The organism is Streptosporangium sp. NPDC023615 (assembly GCF_040640155.1).
Classification (GTDB): Bacteria; Actinomycetota; Actinomycetes; order Streptosporangiales; family Streptosporangiaceae; genus Streptosporangium.
Window position 1 is genome coordinate 11,135 of sequence record NZ_JBFABE010000056.1, and the last position, 16,026, is coordinate 27,160.

General features: G+C 75.2%; 7 protein-coding genes and 1 pseudogene. 3 read left to right on the forward strand and 5 right to left on the reverse strand.

Annotation, left to right across the window (positions count from 1 at the left end):
• Positions 1–9 precede the first annotated feature (9 nt).
• On the reverse strand, positions 10–1,329 hold the full coding sequence (gene ccrA, locus AB0G16_RS29315; protein WP_362811922.1) for a crotonyl-CoA carboxylase/reductase: 1,320 nt from the start codon (positions 1,327–1,329) through the stop codon (positions 10–12).
• The gene (locus tag AB0G16_RS29320; protein ID WP_362811925.1) at positions 1,326–7,991 is read right to left on the reverse strand and encodes an SDR family NAD(P)-dependent oxidoreductase; all 6,666 of its coding nucleotides are present in this window, start codon (positions 7,989–7,991) and stop codon (positions 1,326–1,328) included. Before AB0G16_RS29320 ends, ccrA begins: the two co-directional genes overlap by 4 nt.
• Positions 7,992–8,244: 253 nt before the next feature.
• Between AB0G16_RS29320 and AB0G16_RS29325 the strand changes: the two genes are divergently transcribed.
• The 3 genes and pseudogenes from AB0G16_RS29325 (at position 8,245) to AB0G16_RS29335 (ending at position 11,748) form a co-directional block, all read left to right on the forward strand.
• Positions 8,245–9,348 (forward strand): alpha/beta hydrolase family protein, encoded by a 1,104-nt coding sequence (locus AB0G16_RS29325; RefSeq protein WP_362811928.1) that lies wholly within the window; start codon positions 8,245–8,247, stop codon positions 9,346–9,348.
• A gap of 474 nt (positions 9,349–9,822) precedes the next feature.
• Positions 9,823–9,933 (forward strand): annotated as a pseudogene (locus AB0G16_RS29330) (phenylalanine--tRNA ligase subunit alpha); the annotation flags it as partial.
• A gap of 174 nt (positions 9,934–10,107) precedes the next feature.
• Complete coding sequence (locus tag AB0G16_RS29335) at positions 10,108–11,748, forward strand: hypothetical protein (protein ID WP_362811997.1); 1,641 nt, start codon at positions 10,108–10,110, stop codon at positions 11,746–11,748.
• An 84-nt stretch (positions 11,749–11,832) separates the two neighbouring features.
• Here the strand turns inward: AB0G16_RS29335 and AB0G16_RS29340 are convergent, their stop codons facing one another.
• The 3 genes from AB0G16_RS29340 to AB0G16_RS29350 form a co-directional block, all read right to left on the reverse strand.
• Positions 11,833–13,221, reverse strand: a complete 1,389-nt coding sequence (locus AB0G16_RS29340; RefSeq protein WP_362811930.1) for a hypothetical protein — start codon at positions 13,219–13,221, stop codon at positions 11,833–11,835.
• Between the two features lie 160 nt (positions 13,222–13,381).
• A complete protein-coding gene (locus AB0G16_RS29345) occupies positions 13,382–14,608 on the reverse strand; it encodes a glycosyltransferase (protein ID WP_362811933.1) in 1,227 nt (408 codons plus the stop codon).
• A 45-nt stretch (positions 14,609–14,653) separates the two neighbouring features.
• Positions 14,654–15,961 carry an MFS transporter gene (locus tag AB0G16_RS29350; RefSeq protein WP_362812000.1) on the reverse strand — a complete coding sequence of 436 codons (1,308 nt, stop codon included), beginning with the start codon at positions 15,959–15,961 and terminating at the stop codon, positions 14,654–14,656.
• Between the last annotated feature and the right edge of the window lie 65 nt (positions 15,962–16,026).

Here is a 16,026-nt window from a genome sequence, read left to right on the forward strand (position 1 = left end):
CTCGGGCGTTCAGGTCGTACAGCCTCGGAACAGCCTGATCCGGTCCTCGCCGATGCGTTCCCTGAGCGCGTGGTCCTCGACGCCGAGGTCCTCGGCGGGGGCCAGGGCGAGCACGCCGACCTTGCCGACGTGCCGGTTGAGCTGCACGGCGCGGGCGGCGGCGCCGGTCTCGGCGAGCGGGTAGACCGCCGAGAGGGTCGGTTGCAGCATGCCCAGCGAGAGCAGCCGGTTGACCTCGTGGCACTCCTGGTAGTTCGCCCCGTGCGAGCCGACGATCCGCTTGAGCCTCATCCACAGGTGGCGGTTGTCGTACGCGTGGGCGTAGCCGCTGGACGAACCGCACGTGACGACCGAGCCGCCGCGCCGCGCGACGTAGACGGACGCGCCGAAGGTGTCCTGCCCGGTGTGCTCGAAGACGATGTGCGGGTCCTCGCCGACCCGCCGGCGGACCTCCGCGCCGAAGCTCCGCCAGGCCTTCTCGTCGTCGAGGTGCTCGAACCGCGAGCGGTTCACGACGTGCTCGCACCCCATCCGGCGCAGCAGCGCGGCCTTCTCCTCGGAGCTGACCACGCCCACCGGGATGCCGCCGCCGTTGCGCACCAGCTGCACGCCGTACGCGCCGAGCCCGCCGGTCGCCCCCCAGATGAGCACGACGTCCCCCTGCTTCATCCGGGCCCCGCGCTCGCCGACGAGCATCCGGTAGGCGGTGGAGGCGCACAGCATGTTGCAGGCGGCCTCCTCCCAGGTCAGGTGCCTGGGCTTGGCGAGCAGCTGGGTGGCCTTGACCACCGCGAACTCGGCCATCCCGCCGTAGTTCGTCTCGAACCCCCAGGCGCGCAGGTCGGCGCCGAGCATGGAGTCGGAGTGGGTGATCGGGTCCTGCTCGTCCACGTACGCGGGAGAGACGACGACCCGGTCGCCGATCCTCCAGCGCCGCACGGCGGGACCCGTGCGGACGACCACCCCGGAGGCGTCCGAGCCGAACACGTGGAAGTCCCTGTCGTGCCGGGGGTCCTGGCGTCCGAACCGCTCCAGGAAGGCGAACGTGGGGATCGGCTCGAACATGGCCGTCCACACGGTGTTGAAGTTGACGGCGCTCGCCATCACCGCGACCAGCACCTCGTCCGGGCCGAGCTCGGGCATGGGCACCTCGCCCACGTGCACGGAGGCGGTGATGTCCTTGTCCACGCCGTCCACGCCGTGCCGGACGCGACCGAACATGCCGACCTCGTCCTTGCGGGTGTAGGCGGCCCTGAAGGTCGACGGGACCTCCAGCCGTGCCAGTTCCCGCGGGTCGGCACCGTCGACGACGGCCTGTGCGAGGGTCATGTCCGGCCTCCAAGGTGAGCGGCGATGATGCCGACGTACGGCGGGTCGAGCAGGTTGAGATGGTGCGCGCCCGGGATCGTGACGATCTCCAGGGCCGGGGCGAGCGGGCCGAACCCCCGCGAGGGGTCCTCGGCGTGCGCGTAGCGGACGTCCTCCACCGCCCACGGGGTCGGCTCGGTGGACCGGTAGAGCACGACGCGGCCCGGGTAGCTCCCCGGCCGGTACGCCTCCAGCGCCAGGGTGTCCTCGTGCGAGGTGATCTGGTGCCGCAGGACGGCCGCGCCCAGCAGGTCCAGCGCCCCCGACTCGGTCACGCGCTCCTCGACGAGCGCGAGCCGTCCCGTCTCGTCCAGGGCCGACAGTTCGTCGCGGTCCAGCCGGACGCGCACCCCGTAGGTCGCCTCCAGGTAGGCGGCGAAGTCCGCGTAGCGTCCCGCCGCGATCTCCGCCCGCTCGGCCTCGGGCACCTCGTCGGGCAGGCCCGAGTCGATCAGCGCGACCAGCTCCACGTTCTCCGCGCCGAGCCGCCGCGCGATCTCGAACGCCAGGACCCCGCCGAACGACCATCCCCCCAGCCGGTACGGCCCGGACGGCTGGACGCTCCTGATCTCCTCCACGTACCGGTCGGCCCGCTCCTCGACCCCCGCCCCGGGGCCGAACGCCTGCGCGCCCGCCGAGCCGCCCGCCGGCCTCTCCAGCCCGAACACCACCTGACCGGCGCCGAGCAGCCCGGCCAGCGGCGCGTACACGCCGGTCGTCCCGCCCGCCGGATGCGCCAGGAACAACGGCGCCGCCCCGGGAGCCGCGTCCTCACCCGCGCTCGCGCTCCCGCCCGCGCCCACCTCCGCGCTCTCGCCCGCCTCGCCCGCCTCCGCGCCGGCGCCCGCGTCCCGATCCGGGGGCACGGACGCGTGCCGGGTCGCCAGGAACGCGCGGGCGGCGGGCGTGAGCGGGCGCACCAGGCCCCGGACGGCCTCCTCCTCGTCGATCTCCCGCACCAGGTCGGCCACCCGGGCACAGGTGCGCGGGCCGCCCGTGTCCTCGTCCAGGGCGAACACGCGGCCGGTCTCCCCGCCGAGGACGTCCAGCAGGACCGGCAGGGCGCCGGGCGGGATCTCCTCGGTCACCCCCTGCTCCCGGCCGAGTATCCGGGCGAGCGCGGCGACGACCCGCCTCTCCGCCGCGTCCCTCGGCTCCACCGGCCGCGCCGGGGCCGCCGCGCCGCGCAGGCCCAGCTCCGCCGCGACGGACAGGGCCACGTCCCCGAGCGTCGCCCCCTGCAACATGGGCGCCGCGGGCACGGCCACGCCGAAGTCGTGCTCGATCGTGCCGCGCAGCCGCGTGGCCGCCAGCGAGTCCAGGCCGGCCCCGGTCAGCACCGTGTCCCACTGCAGCCAGGCCGCGTCGAATCCCAGCACGGCCGCCGCGCGCTCCCGTACCCGGCCGACCACGATCTCGGTCGCCCTGGCGGGCTCCATCGCGGCCAGGTGCCCGGTGTCCAGCCGGCCGGTTCCGGTCGTGCCAGCCCCGGCGTCCGCTCCGGCCTCCGCGAGGTCCGCGAAGTACGGCATGCGCGCGAGAGCGGGAAAGGCCGCGACGGCCTCGGACACGTTCAGGCGGAGCACGCCCGCCGCGTCCGCCTCGGCGCGGAGAAGGGCCTCCAGCGCCTCGACGCCCTCGTCCGGGGTGAGAGGTGAGACGGCGGGCAGAGCCGCGCCGGTGGCCCCGCCGACCTGGGCCCAGGTGCCCCAGTTGATCGTCGTCCCCGGCAGCCCCTCGGCCCTGCGGAGGTCGCAGAGGGCGTCCAGCCAGGCGTTCGCCGTGGCGTAGGCGGCCTGTCCCGGGGAACCGAGCAGCGCCGCCGCCGAGGAGAAGGCCACCCACCAGTCCAGGTCCGCGTCCCGGGTGGCCTCGTGCAGCGCCAGACCGCCGTGCACCTTGGCCGACCAGGCCCGGCGCAGGTCCCGCGGGCCCATGGCGGCGACGAGGCGGTCCTCCAGCGCGCCCGCCGCGTGCACCACCCCGCGCAGCCGCACCCCTCCGGCGATCACGGCCCCGACGAGCCGTCCGGCCGTCCCCGGGCCGGCCAGGTCACCGGTCGCCACCCGCACGTCGACGCCCAGCGCGCGCAGCCGCCCGATCTCGGCGACCCCCTCGGGTGACGGCCCCGACCGGCCGCCGAGCACGATCCGCCCGGCTCCCCGCTCGGCCAGCCAGCGGGCCACCACCAGTCCCAGGCCGCCGTACCCGCCGGTGATCAGGTAGCCTCCGCCGCGCCGTACGACCCGCGCGTCCGGTGCGGTACGTCCCCGCCCGGCGCCGCCCGCCAGGTCGGGGGCGGCGGCGAGACGGGCGGTGTGGCGGACGCCGGAACGCCAGGCGATCTCGTCCCCGGGACGGTCGTCCAGCAGCTCCGCCAGCAGGGACTCCGTGTCGTCGGTGTCCACCAGGCAGGCTCTCAGCTCGGGATGCTCGAAGACCAGGACCCGGATCAACCCGCGCAGCGCGGCGGCCCCCGGATCGCCCGGCTCCCCGGGCAGGACGGCCTGTGCCCTGTCGGTGACGATTCTCAGGCGCGGCACCCGGCCTCCCGGCCCCCTTCCGGCCGCTCCTTCTTCGCCGGCTCCCGGTGCGGCCGCTCCTTCGTCGGCTCCCGGTCCGGCCCCGCCGTCCGCCGCGCGGCCGGTGAGGACGCGGACGATCCCGGCGACGGTCAGGACCAGCGCCTCGCTCCGCTCCGGGCTCATGCCCGCCGGGACCAGCACCACCACCTCGTCGACCACCTCGTCGACCATCCCGTCGACCACGGCATCACCCAGCGCGTCCGGCCACGCGCCCGCCAGGGTGTCCGCGACGGTGTCCGCCGTCGGGAACGGCGGCCCGCCCGCCGGTCCGTTCGTCCTCGTGTTCGTCCCCGGACTCGTCGTGTCCGCCGTCGTGCCCGCCGTCGTGCCCGTCGCCGGGACCGGTCGCGGGAACGGCTTCGGAGGCGGCGATCCCCCTTCGGGGGCGGCTCGCTGGGCGGGGACCAGAGACGGGTGCGCGCGCTCCGGCGGCGTGGTCCCCGGCATCACGAGCGTGCGGACGGTATGCCCGGCCCCGGCGAGTCCCGCGGTCAGGCTCGCGACCCGCGGATCCTCTCCCCCGGCCAGGACGAGCCGGTTCCGGCCCGGTTCGGGCCGGGCGTCGCGTACCGGACGCGGGTCACCCCCCGGGTCCGGGGTCCAGACGCGCCGCACGAGCTTGCCCGCCAGAGGGACCGGTACGGCGGTGGAGGGAACGTCCCTGGCCAGCAGCCCGGACGGGGTGCCGTCCGCCCCCAGCCCTTCGGCCTCGACGGGCATACCGGCCGGGACGCCGAGCCGTCCGGCCAGTTCGGCCGGGCTCGGTACGGCCGTGACCGGGGGCGCGCCCGGGACGATGCTCGCGGTCCCGTACCGGACCCAGGCCCCGGCGGCGTTCCTGGCGTCGATCTCGACCTCGCCGCCCGTGGTGAGGGTGACGCTGACGGTGGCGGGCAACGGCAGGAGCGCGTTCAGCGTGACATCGGCCAGCTCGGCCCGGCCGTACACGGTGAAGGCCGCGGCCTGGGCCAGGGCCGCCACCGCCGCCAGCGGCATGACCGGCAGGCCGTGCGGCCGCCACACCGCCGGGTCCAACCGCCAGGGGACGTCGGACAGGTCGTCGAGCGTGGTCGTCCAGACATGTCCGGCCGGGCTCTCGACGTGCGCGCCGAGCAGCGGGTGGGTGCCCGGCGGCGGGGCGAGGGGCCGGGTGGGGGAGAACCAGTGGCGCTCGTGCCGCCAGGGCGAGGACGGGACGTCCGCCGGCGTTCCCGAGGACGAGGTGGACGCCGAGGACGGGGTGGGCGAGGTGGACGCCGAGAGCAGTGAGGGCATGGCGACGACGGTGGCGGCGAGCTGGGCGCGGAACTCCTCGTCGTGTCCCCGGCGCAGCGAGTGGGTGATCACCGTGCCTGCGGGGAGGGTCTCGCGCAGCGCCCCGGCCAGCACCGGGTGCGGGCTGATCTCGGTGAAGAGGGTGTGCCCGTCCTGCGCGGCGGCCTGGATCGCGCCGAGCAGGCGGACCGGGCGGCGTACCCCGGCCGCCCAGTAGGCGGGCTCGAAGGTCGGCGCCTCGCGGGGATCGACGAACACGGTCGAGTAGAACGGGAGTTCCGGCTTGCCCCCCGCGATCCCCTCCAGGGCCTGCCGAAGGCGCGGCAGCAACGGCTTGACCTGGGGCGAGTGCCCGGCGCCCTCGGCGGTCAGCACCCGGGAGAGCAGGCCGCGCGCCCGGACCTCGGCGGCGAAGGCCTCCACCCGGCCGGGGTCGCCGGTGACGACGCACTGCCTCGGTGAGGAGTACACCGCGACGTGCAGGTCGCCGGGCACCTCGTCGGCGGTCACCTCCAGCACCGCCATCGCACCGCCGCCGCCGAGCGTGCCGAGCAGCGCGGCCCGGCGGCAGATCACCCGGACCGCGTCCCGCACGCCGATGCCGCCCGCGACCACGGCCGCCGCGACCTCGCCCATGGAGTGCCCGACGACCGCGGCGGGCCTGATCCCGTACGCCGTCCAGAGCCTGGCCAGCGCCACCTGTACCGCGAAGACGACCGGTTGCGCCGTGGCCACTCCCCGCGCCTCGGCCCCGCCCGCGACGAGCTCGCGGAGCCGGATGCCCGCCTCGCCCGTCTCCTCGGCGAACATCGCGTCCAGCTCGTCGACGGCGCGGGCGAAGACCGGCTCCTCGCGGTACAGGCGCGTTCCCATGCCCGTCCACTGCGAGCCGTACCCGGAGAACACCCAGACCGGCCCGCGCCCTCCGGTCACCGCCGCCCCGGTGACCCCGGCGCCGTCACGGACGGCCCGCAGCCCCGCGGCCAGTTCCTCCCGGTCGGCGGCCACGACCGCGGCTCCGGCCCGTCCGCGTCCGGCCCGGCGGGCGAGGGTGCGCGCGACGTCGTCGAGGGGGACCCCGGTGTCCGAGGGGACCCATTCGGCGAGCACCCCGGCGTGGGTCCTGACCCGCTCCGGGGAGGCGTCGGTGAGCAGGAAGACCCTCGCGGCCGGCCGGTCGTGGCCGCCTTGACGGACCTCCCTCCCGTTCTGTCCCGCCGCCCGTTCCCGGGGGGCGGGCCCGAGCACGGCGTGGGCGTTGGTGCCGCCGAACCCGAAGGAGGAGACCCCGGCCAGGGGGTGTCCGTCCGGCCACGGGGTCGGGGCGGTGACGACGGCGAGGCGCTCCCAGGGGATGTGCGGGTTGGGCCGGTCGAAGTGCAGGCTGGGCGGGATCACGCCGTGGTGCAGCGCGAGGACCGTCTTGATCAGGCCGGTGACGCCCGCGGCGGCCTCCAGGTGGCCGAGGTTGCTCTTCACCGAGCCGAGGAGCAGCGGTGTCTCGCGGTCCCGGCAGAGCGCGGCGGCGACGGCGCGGGCCTCGATCGGGTCGCCCAGGAAGGTGCCGGTGCCGTGCGCCTCGATGTAGCCGGGGCTTCCCAGACCCGACCAGGCGGCGCGCAGGAGCTCCTCCTGCGCCTCGGGGTTGGGCGCGACCAGCCCGTTCGACCGGCCGTCCTGGTTGACCGCGGTGGCGTGGAGCACCGCCAGGACCCGGTCGCCGTCACGCCGGGCGTCGGGGAGCCGCTTGAGCACCACGACGCCGCAGCCCTCGGCCCTGACCATCCCGTCCGCGGAGGCGTCGAAGCTCTTGCAGCGCCCGTCGGACGCGGTGCCGCCACCCCGGTCGAACGCCATGGTGATCACCGGTGAGAGCAGCAGGTTGACCCCGGCGGCGACGGCCAGGTCGCTCTCGCCCGACCGCAGGGAGCCCACGGCCAGGTGGGTCGCGACCAGCGAGGACGAGCACGCCGTGTCGACCGCGAGGCTGGGCCCGCGCAGGTCCAGCAGGTAGGAGAGCCGGTTCGCGGCGATGCTGAACGCCGCGCCCGTGGCCGTCCAGGCGTCCACCCTCGCCGCGTCGGCGGTGGTCAGGTGGGCGTACTCGTTGCCGGAGATGCCGACGAAGACGCCCGTACGGCCGCCCCGCAACGACCGGGGCGCGATCGCCGCGTGCTCCAGCGCCTCCCAGGCCGTCTCCAGCAGCAGCCGCTGCTGCGGGTCCATGGTCTCGGCCTCACCCGGGGCGATGCCGAAGAACTCCGCGTCGAACCCGGCCACGTCGTCCAGGAAACCGCCGTGCGCGGTCGTCGCGGCCAGGGCCTCGGCGGTGCGGGGAGAACCGTCGTCGAAGTGCTCCCAGCGCCCCTCGGGAACCCGGCCGACGGCGTCGCGGCCCGTCATGAGCAGCCGCCAGAAGTCGCCGGGGCCGTGCACGGAGCCGGGCAGGCGGCATCCGACGCCGATCACCGCGATCGGCTCGTCGGAGGCGGCCGGCCTCGTCTCCCTCGTCCCGGCCGCCTCGCGGGGCGCCAGCCCCCGGGCCAGCCGGTTGATCGTGGGATGCTCCCAGACCAGGGTGGGGCCGAGCTCGCGGCCGAGGAACACCTCCAGCTCCCCGGCGACCGCGACGGCGTCGCGCGAGGAGAGGCCGAACTCCTCCAGGGGACGGTCGGGATCGACGTCCGCGAGGGGCAGGCGGCAGCGGGCCGCGATACGTCCCGTGACGAAACGACGGATCTCGTCTTCACCGAACAGGTCCACGCGGCGGCTCCAAGAACACCCGGGGTGGTCGGCAAACTTACCCAGCCGTATCCGGATAAAGGAGGTATGACAGACCACAATCCACTTCGGCGTTTTGTAACGGGCGTGATAAGGGCCGGTATTTGTCGATATTTGTGGCTAAGGCGCAAGTCACAGCGCCGTTTCGTTGCGAACACCCATAGTCGAAAGGCGGGCGTCCTGCCTAGGGTCGCCTGCCACGGCCCCTGTCTTCAGGCCGGGTGGAGGAATGACCATGCGACCTGCTCGACGCGGACTCCCGGCGCTGGTGGCCGTGCTGACCCTCGGGTTCTCCGTGGCCGCCCACGCCGGGCGGACAGCCGGGGCGGAGGCGGCGCCGCGGCCCAAGCCGGCGCCGTCCGCGGGCAGCAGCCCGTGGGGACCGTGGCCCGCCGCCAAGGCGGGCCCCGCGCGGGTGGTCAAGGAGAACTGGCTCGGCCCGCGCATGGTCGACCTGCACATCTCCTCCCCCTCGATCAAGGCGACGCTGCCGGTCCGCCTGCTGCTGCCGAACGGGTGGGCCAAGGACGCGGGCCGCACCTGGCCCGTGCTGTACCTGCTGCACGGCGGCGCCGACGACTACACCGCGTGGACCCGGATGACCGACATCGCGGACATGACGGAGGACATGGACGCGATCGTCGTGATGCCCGAGGCGGGCCGGGCCGGCAACTACTCGAACTGGTACAACAACGGCAGGAAAGGCGCCCCGGCCTGGGAGACCTTCCACACCTCCGAGGTACGCCGCCTGCTGGAGACCGGCTACCGCGCCGGGAGCCGGCGAGCGGTCGCCGGGTTGTCCATGGGCGCGTACGGCGCGGTGAAGTACGCCGCCCGGCACCGCGGGATGTTCCGTTTCGCGGGTGCCTACAGCGGCGTCATGTCCACCCGCCTGCCGGGCATCCCCGAGCTCATCATGAACGCGCAGGCCGCCGAGGGACAGGACCCCAAGGCCCTGTGGGGCGACCCGGTCAGGAACCGCGCCGTCTGGAGGGCCAACGATCCCGTCCACCACGCCCGGAACCTGCGCGGCGTGCGCGTCTACATCTCCAGCGGTACGACCAGCCGCCTCGGCGAGCTCGACCCGCCCGGGATCCCGTGGAACCCGGCACACCTCGGCGAGCCGATCTCGGCCTACACGGCCAGGCACCTGATCGCCAAGCTCCGCCTGTACGGCGTCAGACCCACGGTGCACCTGTACAGGAACGGCACCCACACCTGGCCCTACTGGAAACGGGAGTTCGACCGGTCGTTCCCGATGATCCTGTCCGCCCTGGGCCTCGACGCCACCGCCGCGACCGGTGTCCCGTCGTCCGGAGGAACCGCCGTCGTGCGATGACGGCCCCGGCGTCGTGCGATGACGCTCCCGACGTCATGCGACAACACCCTCCCGCCGTCGCGCGGTGAGGATCCCGCCGTCGTGCGGCGAGGACCCTCGTCCACCGTCCTGGGGAGAAGTTGACTCTCCGTTCACCGGACAATAACTTTGGGTAGTCACATCAGCACCCGGTGTGACGGGGGGATGTGTGCCGCGAGCGCTCCGGACGGGGCGGTCTCCGGCCCGTTCCGGAGGCGGTCCCGGGTCTCGTGGCCCTGGGCCTTCCGCCGCGCCGCGATCCGCGTCTTCGCCGTGTCCCGCCGGATTCCGGCCGGAAGGTGATCCGGCCGCTCTCCGCCCGACCACACCGGGGACCGTCCGCGTCCGGGGCCGGCCATGCCGGGCGGGCGCGGCGGCGCACTCACAGGGGAAGAGGCCCAGCAGTCGATGAGGAGAGCATCCAGCGGCCGGGCGGGGAACCTGCCGCACGGGTCGCGCGGGGCCCGGCATCCGGTGACCGTCATGGCCGAGCGGATGACCGACGTCCTGCTCGACCTCGGTTACCGCGTCATCGAGGGGCCCGAGATCGAGGCGGAGTGGTTCAGCCTCGTCTCCACCGGCACCCCCGGCCTGCCCGGCCCCCTCGGCCTGCCCGGCGCCACCGACCTCCTGGGCGCCGCCGGCTCTCCGGTCGTCACCGGCCCTCCCGGGACGGCCGGTCCCCCGGAGTTCTCCGGTGCCGTCGACCCCGGCGCCCGCCGGCTCGGCCGGGTCCTGCGCGTGCGAGACCCGACGGGATCCGGCCGGGGGTCGGGGCTCGCGCTGCGCGCCCACAGCGGGCCCCTGCGGGTGCGGGCGATGCTCGGCGCCGCCCCGCCGTTCCGCGCCGTCCACACGGGCCGCCTGTTCCGGCCGGGAGCGGCCGGCACCGGCCACGGCCCGGTGTCCAACGAGGTCGGGGGGGTCGCCGTCGACCTCGGCCTCACCGCGGTCGATCTGAGGAAGACCCTCGACCACTTCGCCGCCTCGGTGTTCGGCTGCGGCACGGCGACCCGGCTCCGCCCCCGGCGGGCGCCCCGTGCCGAACCGTCGGCGTCGGCGACAACGACAACGGCGGCTGCGGCTGCGGCTGCGGGCCTGGAGACGGACGGGGAGGGGGACACGGAAGCGGGCATGGACGTGGACATGGACGTGGAGGTGGAGGTGGAGTGCCCGGTCTGCCACGGCGCCACGGAGCCGCCGCGCGGTGACACCGGCGCGGGTCCGTGCGGGGCGTGCGGCGGCGCGGGATGGGCGAGGTGGGGGCGGTGCGGCCCGGTCCACCACCGGGTGCTGGCGACCTGCGGTGTCGACCCGCACCGCTACGGGGCGTTCGCCTTCGGCCTGGGTGTCGAGCGCACGCTGATGCTCCGGCACGGGCTGCGGGACGTGCGCGACCTCGCCGACGGCGATGTCCGCCCCCTCCTGCGGATGGGTGACGTGTGGACGGGCGATCCCCCGCCCGGGGGAACGTCGCGGCCGCGGCCCCACCGCCCGCGGGCCGCGCCGAACTCCCGGACCGCGCCGGGCCCACGGACGACACCGGGTTCACCGGCGACACCGGGTTCATCGGCGACACCGGGCGCGCGGGTCCCGCCCACCTCGGCGGCCGTGCCGGCCGCGCGGGCCGTACCGGAGATGGAGACCATTCCCCTGACGCGGCCCGGTCACGGCGCGAGGGGCAGGGCGGGGAGTGGAGCCGGAGGGGGGCTCGGCCGGGCGCAGGACCTGTGGCGGCGCATCGGGCACGCGCTCGCGGACGCCGGGTATGTCGAGACGCCGCGCCTGCCCTTCGTCTGCGACGCCGCGTGGGACGCGTTCGACCTGGCGCCGGGCGACGCGCGCCGCGACGCGCCCGTGCTCACCGAGCCGATGGATCCGCGGGAGCGGTCACTGCGCACCACGCTCCTTCCCGGGCTGCTGGCCGCGCTGGCCCTCAATCTCGCCCGGGGCAATCGTGAACCCGCGCTCTTCGAGCAGGGGACGGTCTTCACGTCCCTGCCCGCCACCGGCCCGCCGCCCTCCCCGCCGATGGGCCGCCGCCCCACCGACGATCAGCTCGCCGCGCTGGAGGCCGCGATCCCCGCGCAGCCGCGCCATCTCGCCGTCGCCCTGACCGGCGAGTCGTCATGGGCGCGCGCGGTCGACGCCGCCCGGACGGCCGCGCACGTCACGGGGGCGGGCCTGGTCACCCGTCCCGCCGCGTGCGCGCCCTGGCTGTCCGGACGGTGCCTGGAACTGCTCGCCGACGGGACCCTCCTGGGTCACGCGGGCGAGCTGCGCGCCGGTACGAGCCGGGCGCTGGGCCTGCCCGCGGGAACGAGCGCCATGGAGCTCGATCTCACCGCGATGGAACGCCTCACCGGCGGCCGGAACGCGTGACGGGACGGCGGGGGACGCGCGCCGGACGACCGGCACGCACCCGCCTGCACGCCGGACGGGCGGCGCGCGCCGGACGGTGCCGCTTCAGACGGTGGCGAGGTAGACCTGGCCGAAGGCCTCGGAGAGCCTCTTGAGGTCGGTGGCCACGTCCGCCTCGGGGGTGGTCGGGTTGTAGACGGCGGCCAGGCGGCGCTGGATCGGGGTGAGCTTCTTCAGCTGCTCCCAGGCGGTCAGCCGGTTCACGGCGCCCTGGGCGTTCTGGACCCGGGTCCAGACGTTCACCTGCTGGGCGCCGCCGTCCTTGACGGGAGCCCCGAGCCGGGAGGCGATCTGGGCCTGGGTGACCTGGCCGACGAGGCCGGTCTCCTCGGCGGCGACCTGGGACAGCACGTCCCACGACCGGCCCCGGACCTGGATCCACTGGTTGCGGTGGGCCTGTGCCGCGTTGATCTTCCAGGTGCCGTAGCCGCCGTACAGCAGGCCGCTGTCCAGCGAGAGCTGGTCGACGCGGCCCGCGATCAGGTGCGACTCGACCTTCTCGGGGGCGAGCAGCGGGTGACGCTTGCGCATCTCGGTCTTGCAGGCGTCGTTCGCGCCGCAGGCCAGCTCGGGCACGACCGTGTGGACGCCCAGCCGCTTGCCCGGCGCGACCTGGCGCAGGGCCTCGGAGGCGGCGGTGACGAACGCGGTGATCTCGGCGTCCGTGGCGAACGTGGTGTTGTAGCCGAGCTGGGAGGTGAAGCGGATGCCCGCCACCTCGGGGCGCGCGGCCAGCGCGCCGACGCGCTTGACCGCGGCGATGAAGGCCGCGGTGCCCGCCTTCCAGTCGTCGGCCAGCTCGGTGTTGATCCAGACCCTCAGCCGCACGGCCTTCGCGGCGGTGATCGCCTGACCGGCGGGGGTCTGCGCGGCCGCCGTCGCGGCGGCGGGGTCCGGCGCGAACGCGGACGTCGCCGGCGTCGCGGGCGCCGCCGGCGTGGTGGCACCCGTGCCGGTGGTGGTGCCCGCGCCGGGGCGGGTGAGCGTGGGGGTGCCGGTCCGCTCGGAGCCGTTGTCCGTGCCGTCGCCGCCCTCGCCGTGCCCGTCGACCGAGCACTGCTGGCCGGCCTCGCAGTCGGGAGCCCCGCCCTCTCCGTCACCGCCGGGGAAGGGGGAGTTCTCGTCGCCCTCGACGGTGTTCTCGACCGTCGGCGGGCAGGAGGAGCCCGCGGCCGAGCAGTCGATGAACTTGCCGTCCGACGGGGTGGCCTCCTTCAGGTTGGCCGAGTCGTCGGCCCCCCAGAACATCGCGACGCCGAGGGCCTCTTCGGGCTTGGCCATCCAGGTACAGACCATGTAGGCCGGGGCGTCGGCACCCAGCAGATCGGAACAGTCACGGGGATCGTCCTGCGAGTACGCCGCGCTCGGCGTCACCACACCGACGAGCGCGAGCGCGGCACCAACGGCGAGAGCCCGGCGCAGAGTAGGTCGCATATCCGAAACTCCCCGGTTAATACCGTCAAAACGATCGATTCGCACTTTACCCAGATCACCATGGCCTCAACAGCCCCGGTCAGGAAATCGGCGGCGGGCCGTGACCTTCCACCGGATCCTCGCAGGCCACCTCGCGACGCTCCCGGGCATACCGGAAAGGTCATAGCCCGAGCGCGTCACAGGCACGCCGCACGCCGTCCTCGGCGCGCAACCGCTCCCCCAGCCGCGCCGCCGCCACCCGCGTGCCGGGATCCCGTACGGCGTGCGTCACCCGCGCGGCCAGCGCGTCCACGGTGAGCCTGCCGATCGGCAGCGGCGCGGGCCCGGCACCCAGCGACGCCACCCTGGTCCCCCAGAACGGCTGGTCGGAGAAGAAGGGGCAGACCACGGTCGGGACCCCGGCCCGCAGCCCGGCCCCCGTGGTGCCCGCGCCGCCGTGGTGCACCACCGCGGCGACCCGGGGGAACAGCCCGGCGTGGTCGGCGTCGCCGATGACGAGCATGTCGTCCGCCCCCGGGTACGGGAGGTTCTGCAGGATGCCGCGCATCCCGGCCCGGCGGAGCGCGGCCACCACCGTCTCGGCCGTGGCGGCCGGATCGGCGGGGACCATGCTGCCGAACCCCACGAAGACCGGCGGCGGTCCCGCGTCCAGGAAGGCGGCCGGTCCGGGCGCGAGGGGCTCGGCGCGCTCCGGCCACCAGTACCCGGTCAGGTGAACGTGTTCCGGCCAGTCCGGGGGCCTGCCGACCACGTGCGGGCTGACCCCGCACAGCACCGGCACCCGGTCGGCGCGGGCCCTGCGGAACGGGTCGCCCCGCATCGGCCCGAGTCCCAGGACCCGGCCGCGCACGCGGTTCACCAGGCGGCCCAGCAGCAGCCCGCTCAGGGCTTCGACGAAGGCGTAACTGGCCCGGTTGCCCGCGCCGCCGAGCGTGCGCAGCGGCACCAGCGGGTTGGGGAAGACCCGGGTGGGCTCGCTCGGCTGGAAGTGCAGCAGGGCGTAGGGCATTCCGTGCCGCTCGGAGAGATGGTGCCCGAAAGCGCCCAGCGCGGGTGCCAGGACGAGGTCGGCGCCGGCGCAGGCCGCGTCCACCTCGCCGGCGAGGCGCTCCGCGAGCGGTTCCACGATCGTGCGGAATCCCCTGACGAACCCGGCGGGACCGCTGCGCAGCCACGCCTGCCCCTCCTCGGACCCCACGATCCCCAGCGGGTCGACGCCGAGCGGGCCGAACCCGAGCCCGGCCGGGCCGGCCCGGCGGACCAGGTCGCCGTACCGGGCCGCCGCCACCACCGTGACCCGGTGCCCGCGCCCGGCCGCCCCGGCACCGAGCGCCACGCACGGCTGGGTGTCACCCCGCGACCCGAACGCCAGGATCGCGATCCTCATCGGAGCGTCACCGGGCCGCCCTCGCCGGAGGGTCACCGGGCCGCCTCATCGGAGCGTCACCAGGCTGACGACCGCACCGACGGCGACGAGACAGGCCGCCACGAGCAGTCCGGCCGAGTAACCGGCCGTGAAACTCGCCGAACCGTTGACGATCACCCCGATGATCGCTATGCCGAACAGCCCCGACATCTCCCGCGCCACGCTGAACACGCCCCCGGCCACACCCGCCCTGGACTCGGGTACGGCACCCAGCACGGCCGATCCGAGCGGCATGGTCAGCGCCGAGCCGATCCCGATCACGCACACGGCGGGCAGCAGTCCGGCCCAGCCGTCCCCGGGGCGCAGGAAGGCGACGGCCAGCATGCCGGCGGCGACGAGGACGAGCCCCAGCGCGACCGTACGGGCGGCGCCGAACCGGCGTTCCGCCACCGGCGCCAGGGGCGTCACCACGACGACCAGCAGCGCCAGCGGCACGAACGCCAGCCCCGACATGACGGGGGTGAAACCCAGCACGCCCTGCAGGAACAGCGCGGTGAAGAAGAACACCCCGTTGACGCCGAGCCCCCAGAGCACCTGGGCGAGCACCCCGCCGGTGAAGGCCCGCGCGCGGAACAGCGTGAGGTCCACCATCGGGTCCCTGCCGCGTCTCTCGGCGACAGCGAAGGCGACCGCGCCGGCCACGGTGAGCACGGCCGCCCCCAGGACGGGAGGCGAGGTCCAGCCCAGCTCGATCCCGAAGGTCAGCGCGAACGTCCCCGCCGACAGGACGACCACCGACGACACGACCCCCGGCGCGTCCACCCGGACGGCCCGCTCGTCGCGCGACTCCGGGACCGCGACGACCGTGAGCGCGACGAGGAGGACGCCGAGCGGCACGTTGAGCAGGAAGATCCAGCTCCAGTGGACGTGCTGGGTGAGGTAACCGCCGACCACCGGCCCCAGGGCGAGTGCCCCGGCCCCAGACGCCATCCAGACCGCGACCCCGGCGGACCGCCTTCGGTCGTCGTTGCCGACCGAGACGATCGCCAGCATGGCCGGCAGGATGAGCGCGGCTCCGCATCCCTGGACCAGCCGGGCGGCGACGAGGCCGCCCGTCGACGCGGCCAGCCCGGCGGCGAGGGAGGCCGCCGTGAACACGGCCAGCCCGGCGACGAGCGTCCGACGGCGACCGTGGACGTCGGCCAGGCGGCCCCCGGCGAGCATCAGGCCGGAGAACGTCAGGACGTAACCGGTGACCACCCATTCGAGCGCCGCCGGTGACGTGCCCAGTTCGGTCTGGATGGTGGGGAGCGCGACCGTCACGACCGTGTTGTCGAGGGTCGTGACGAACCCGGCCAGCCCGATGACCAGCAACAGCAGCCTGTGCCGCCCGCGCGACAGGGGCGGCGCGGGCGGTGTGGGGGATGCGGGGGATGCGG

Excerpts from the sequence above, each read along its gene's own strand:
- AB0G16_RS29340 (WP_362811930.1), bottom strand. The coding sequence starts at position 13,221 with ATGCGACCTACTCTGCGCCGGGCTCTCGCCGTTGGTGCCGCGCTCGCG.
- ccrA (WP_362811922.1), bottom strand. The coding sequence starts at position 1,329 with ATGACCCTCGCACAGGCCGTCGTCGACGGTGCCGACCCGCGGGAACTG.
- AB0G16_RS29345 (WP_362811933.1), bottom strand. The coding sequence starts at position 14,608 with ATGAGGATCGCGATCCTGGCGTTCGGGTCGCGGGGTGACACCCAGCCG.
- AB0G16_RS29325 (WP_362811928.1), top strand. The coding sequence starts at position 8,245 with ATGCGACCTGCTCGACGCGGACTCCCGGCGCTGGTGGCCGTGCTGACC.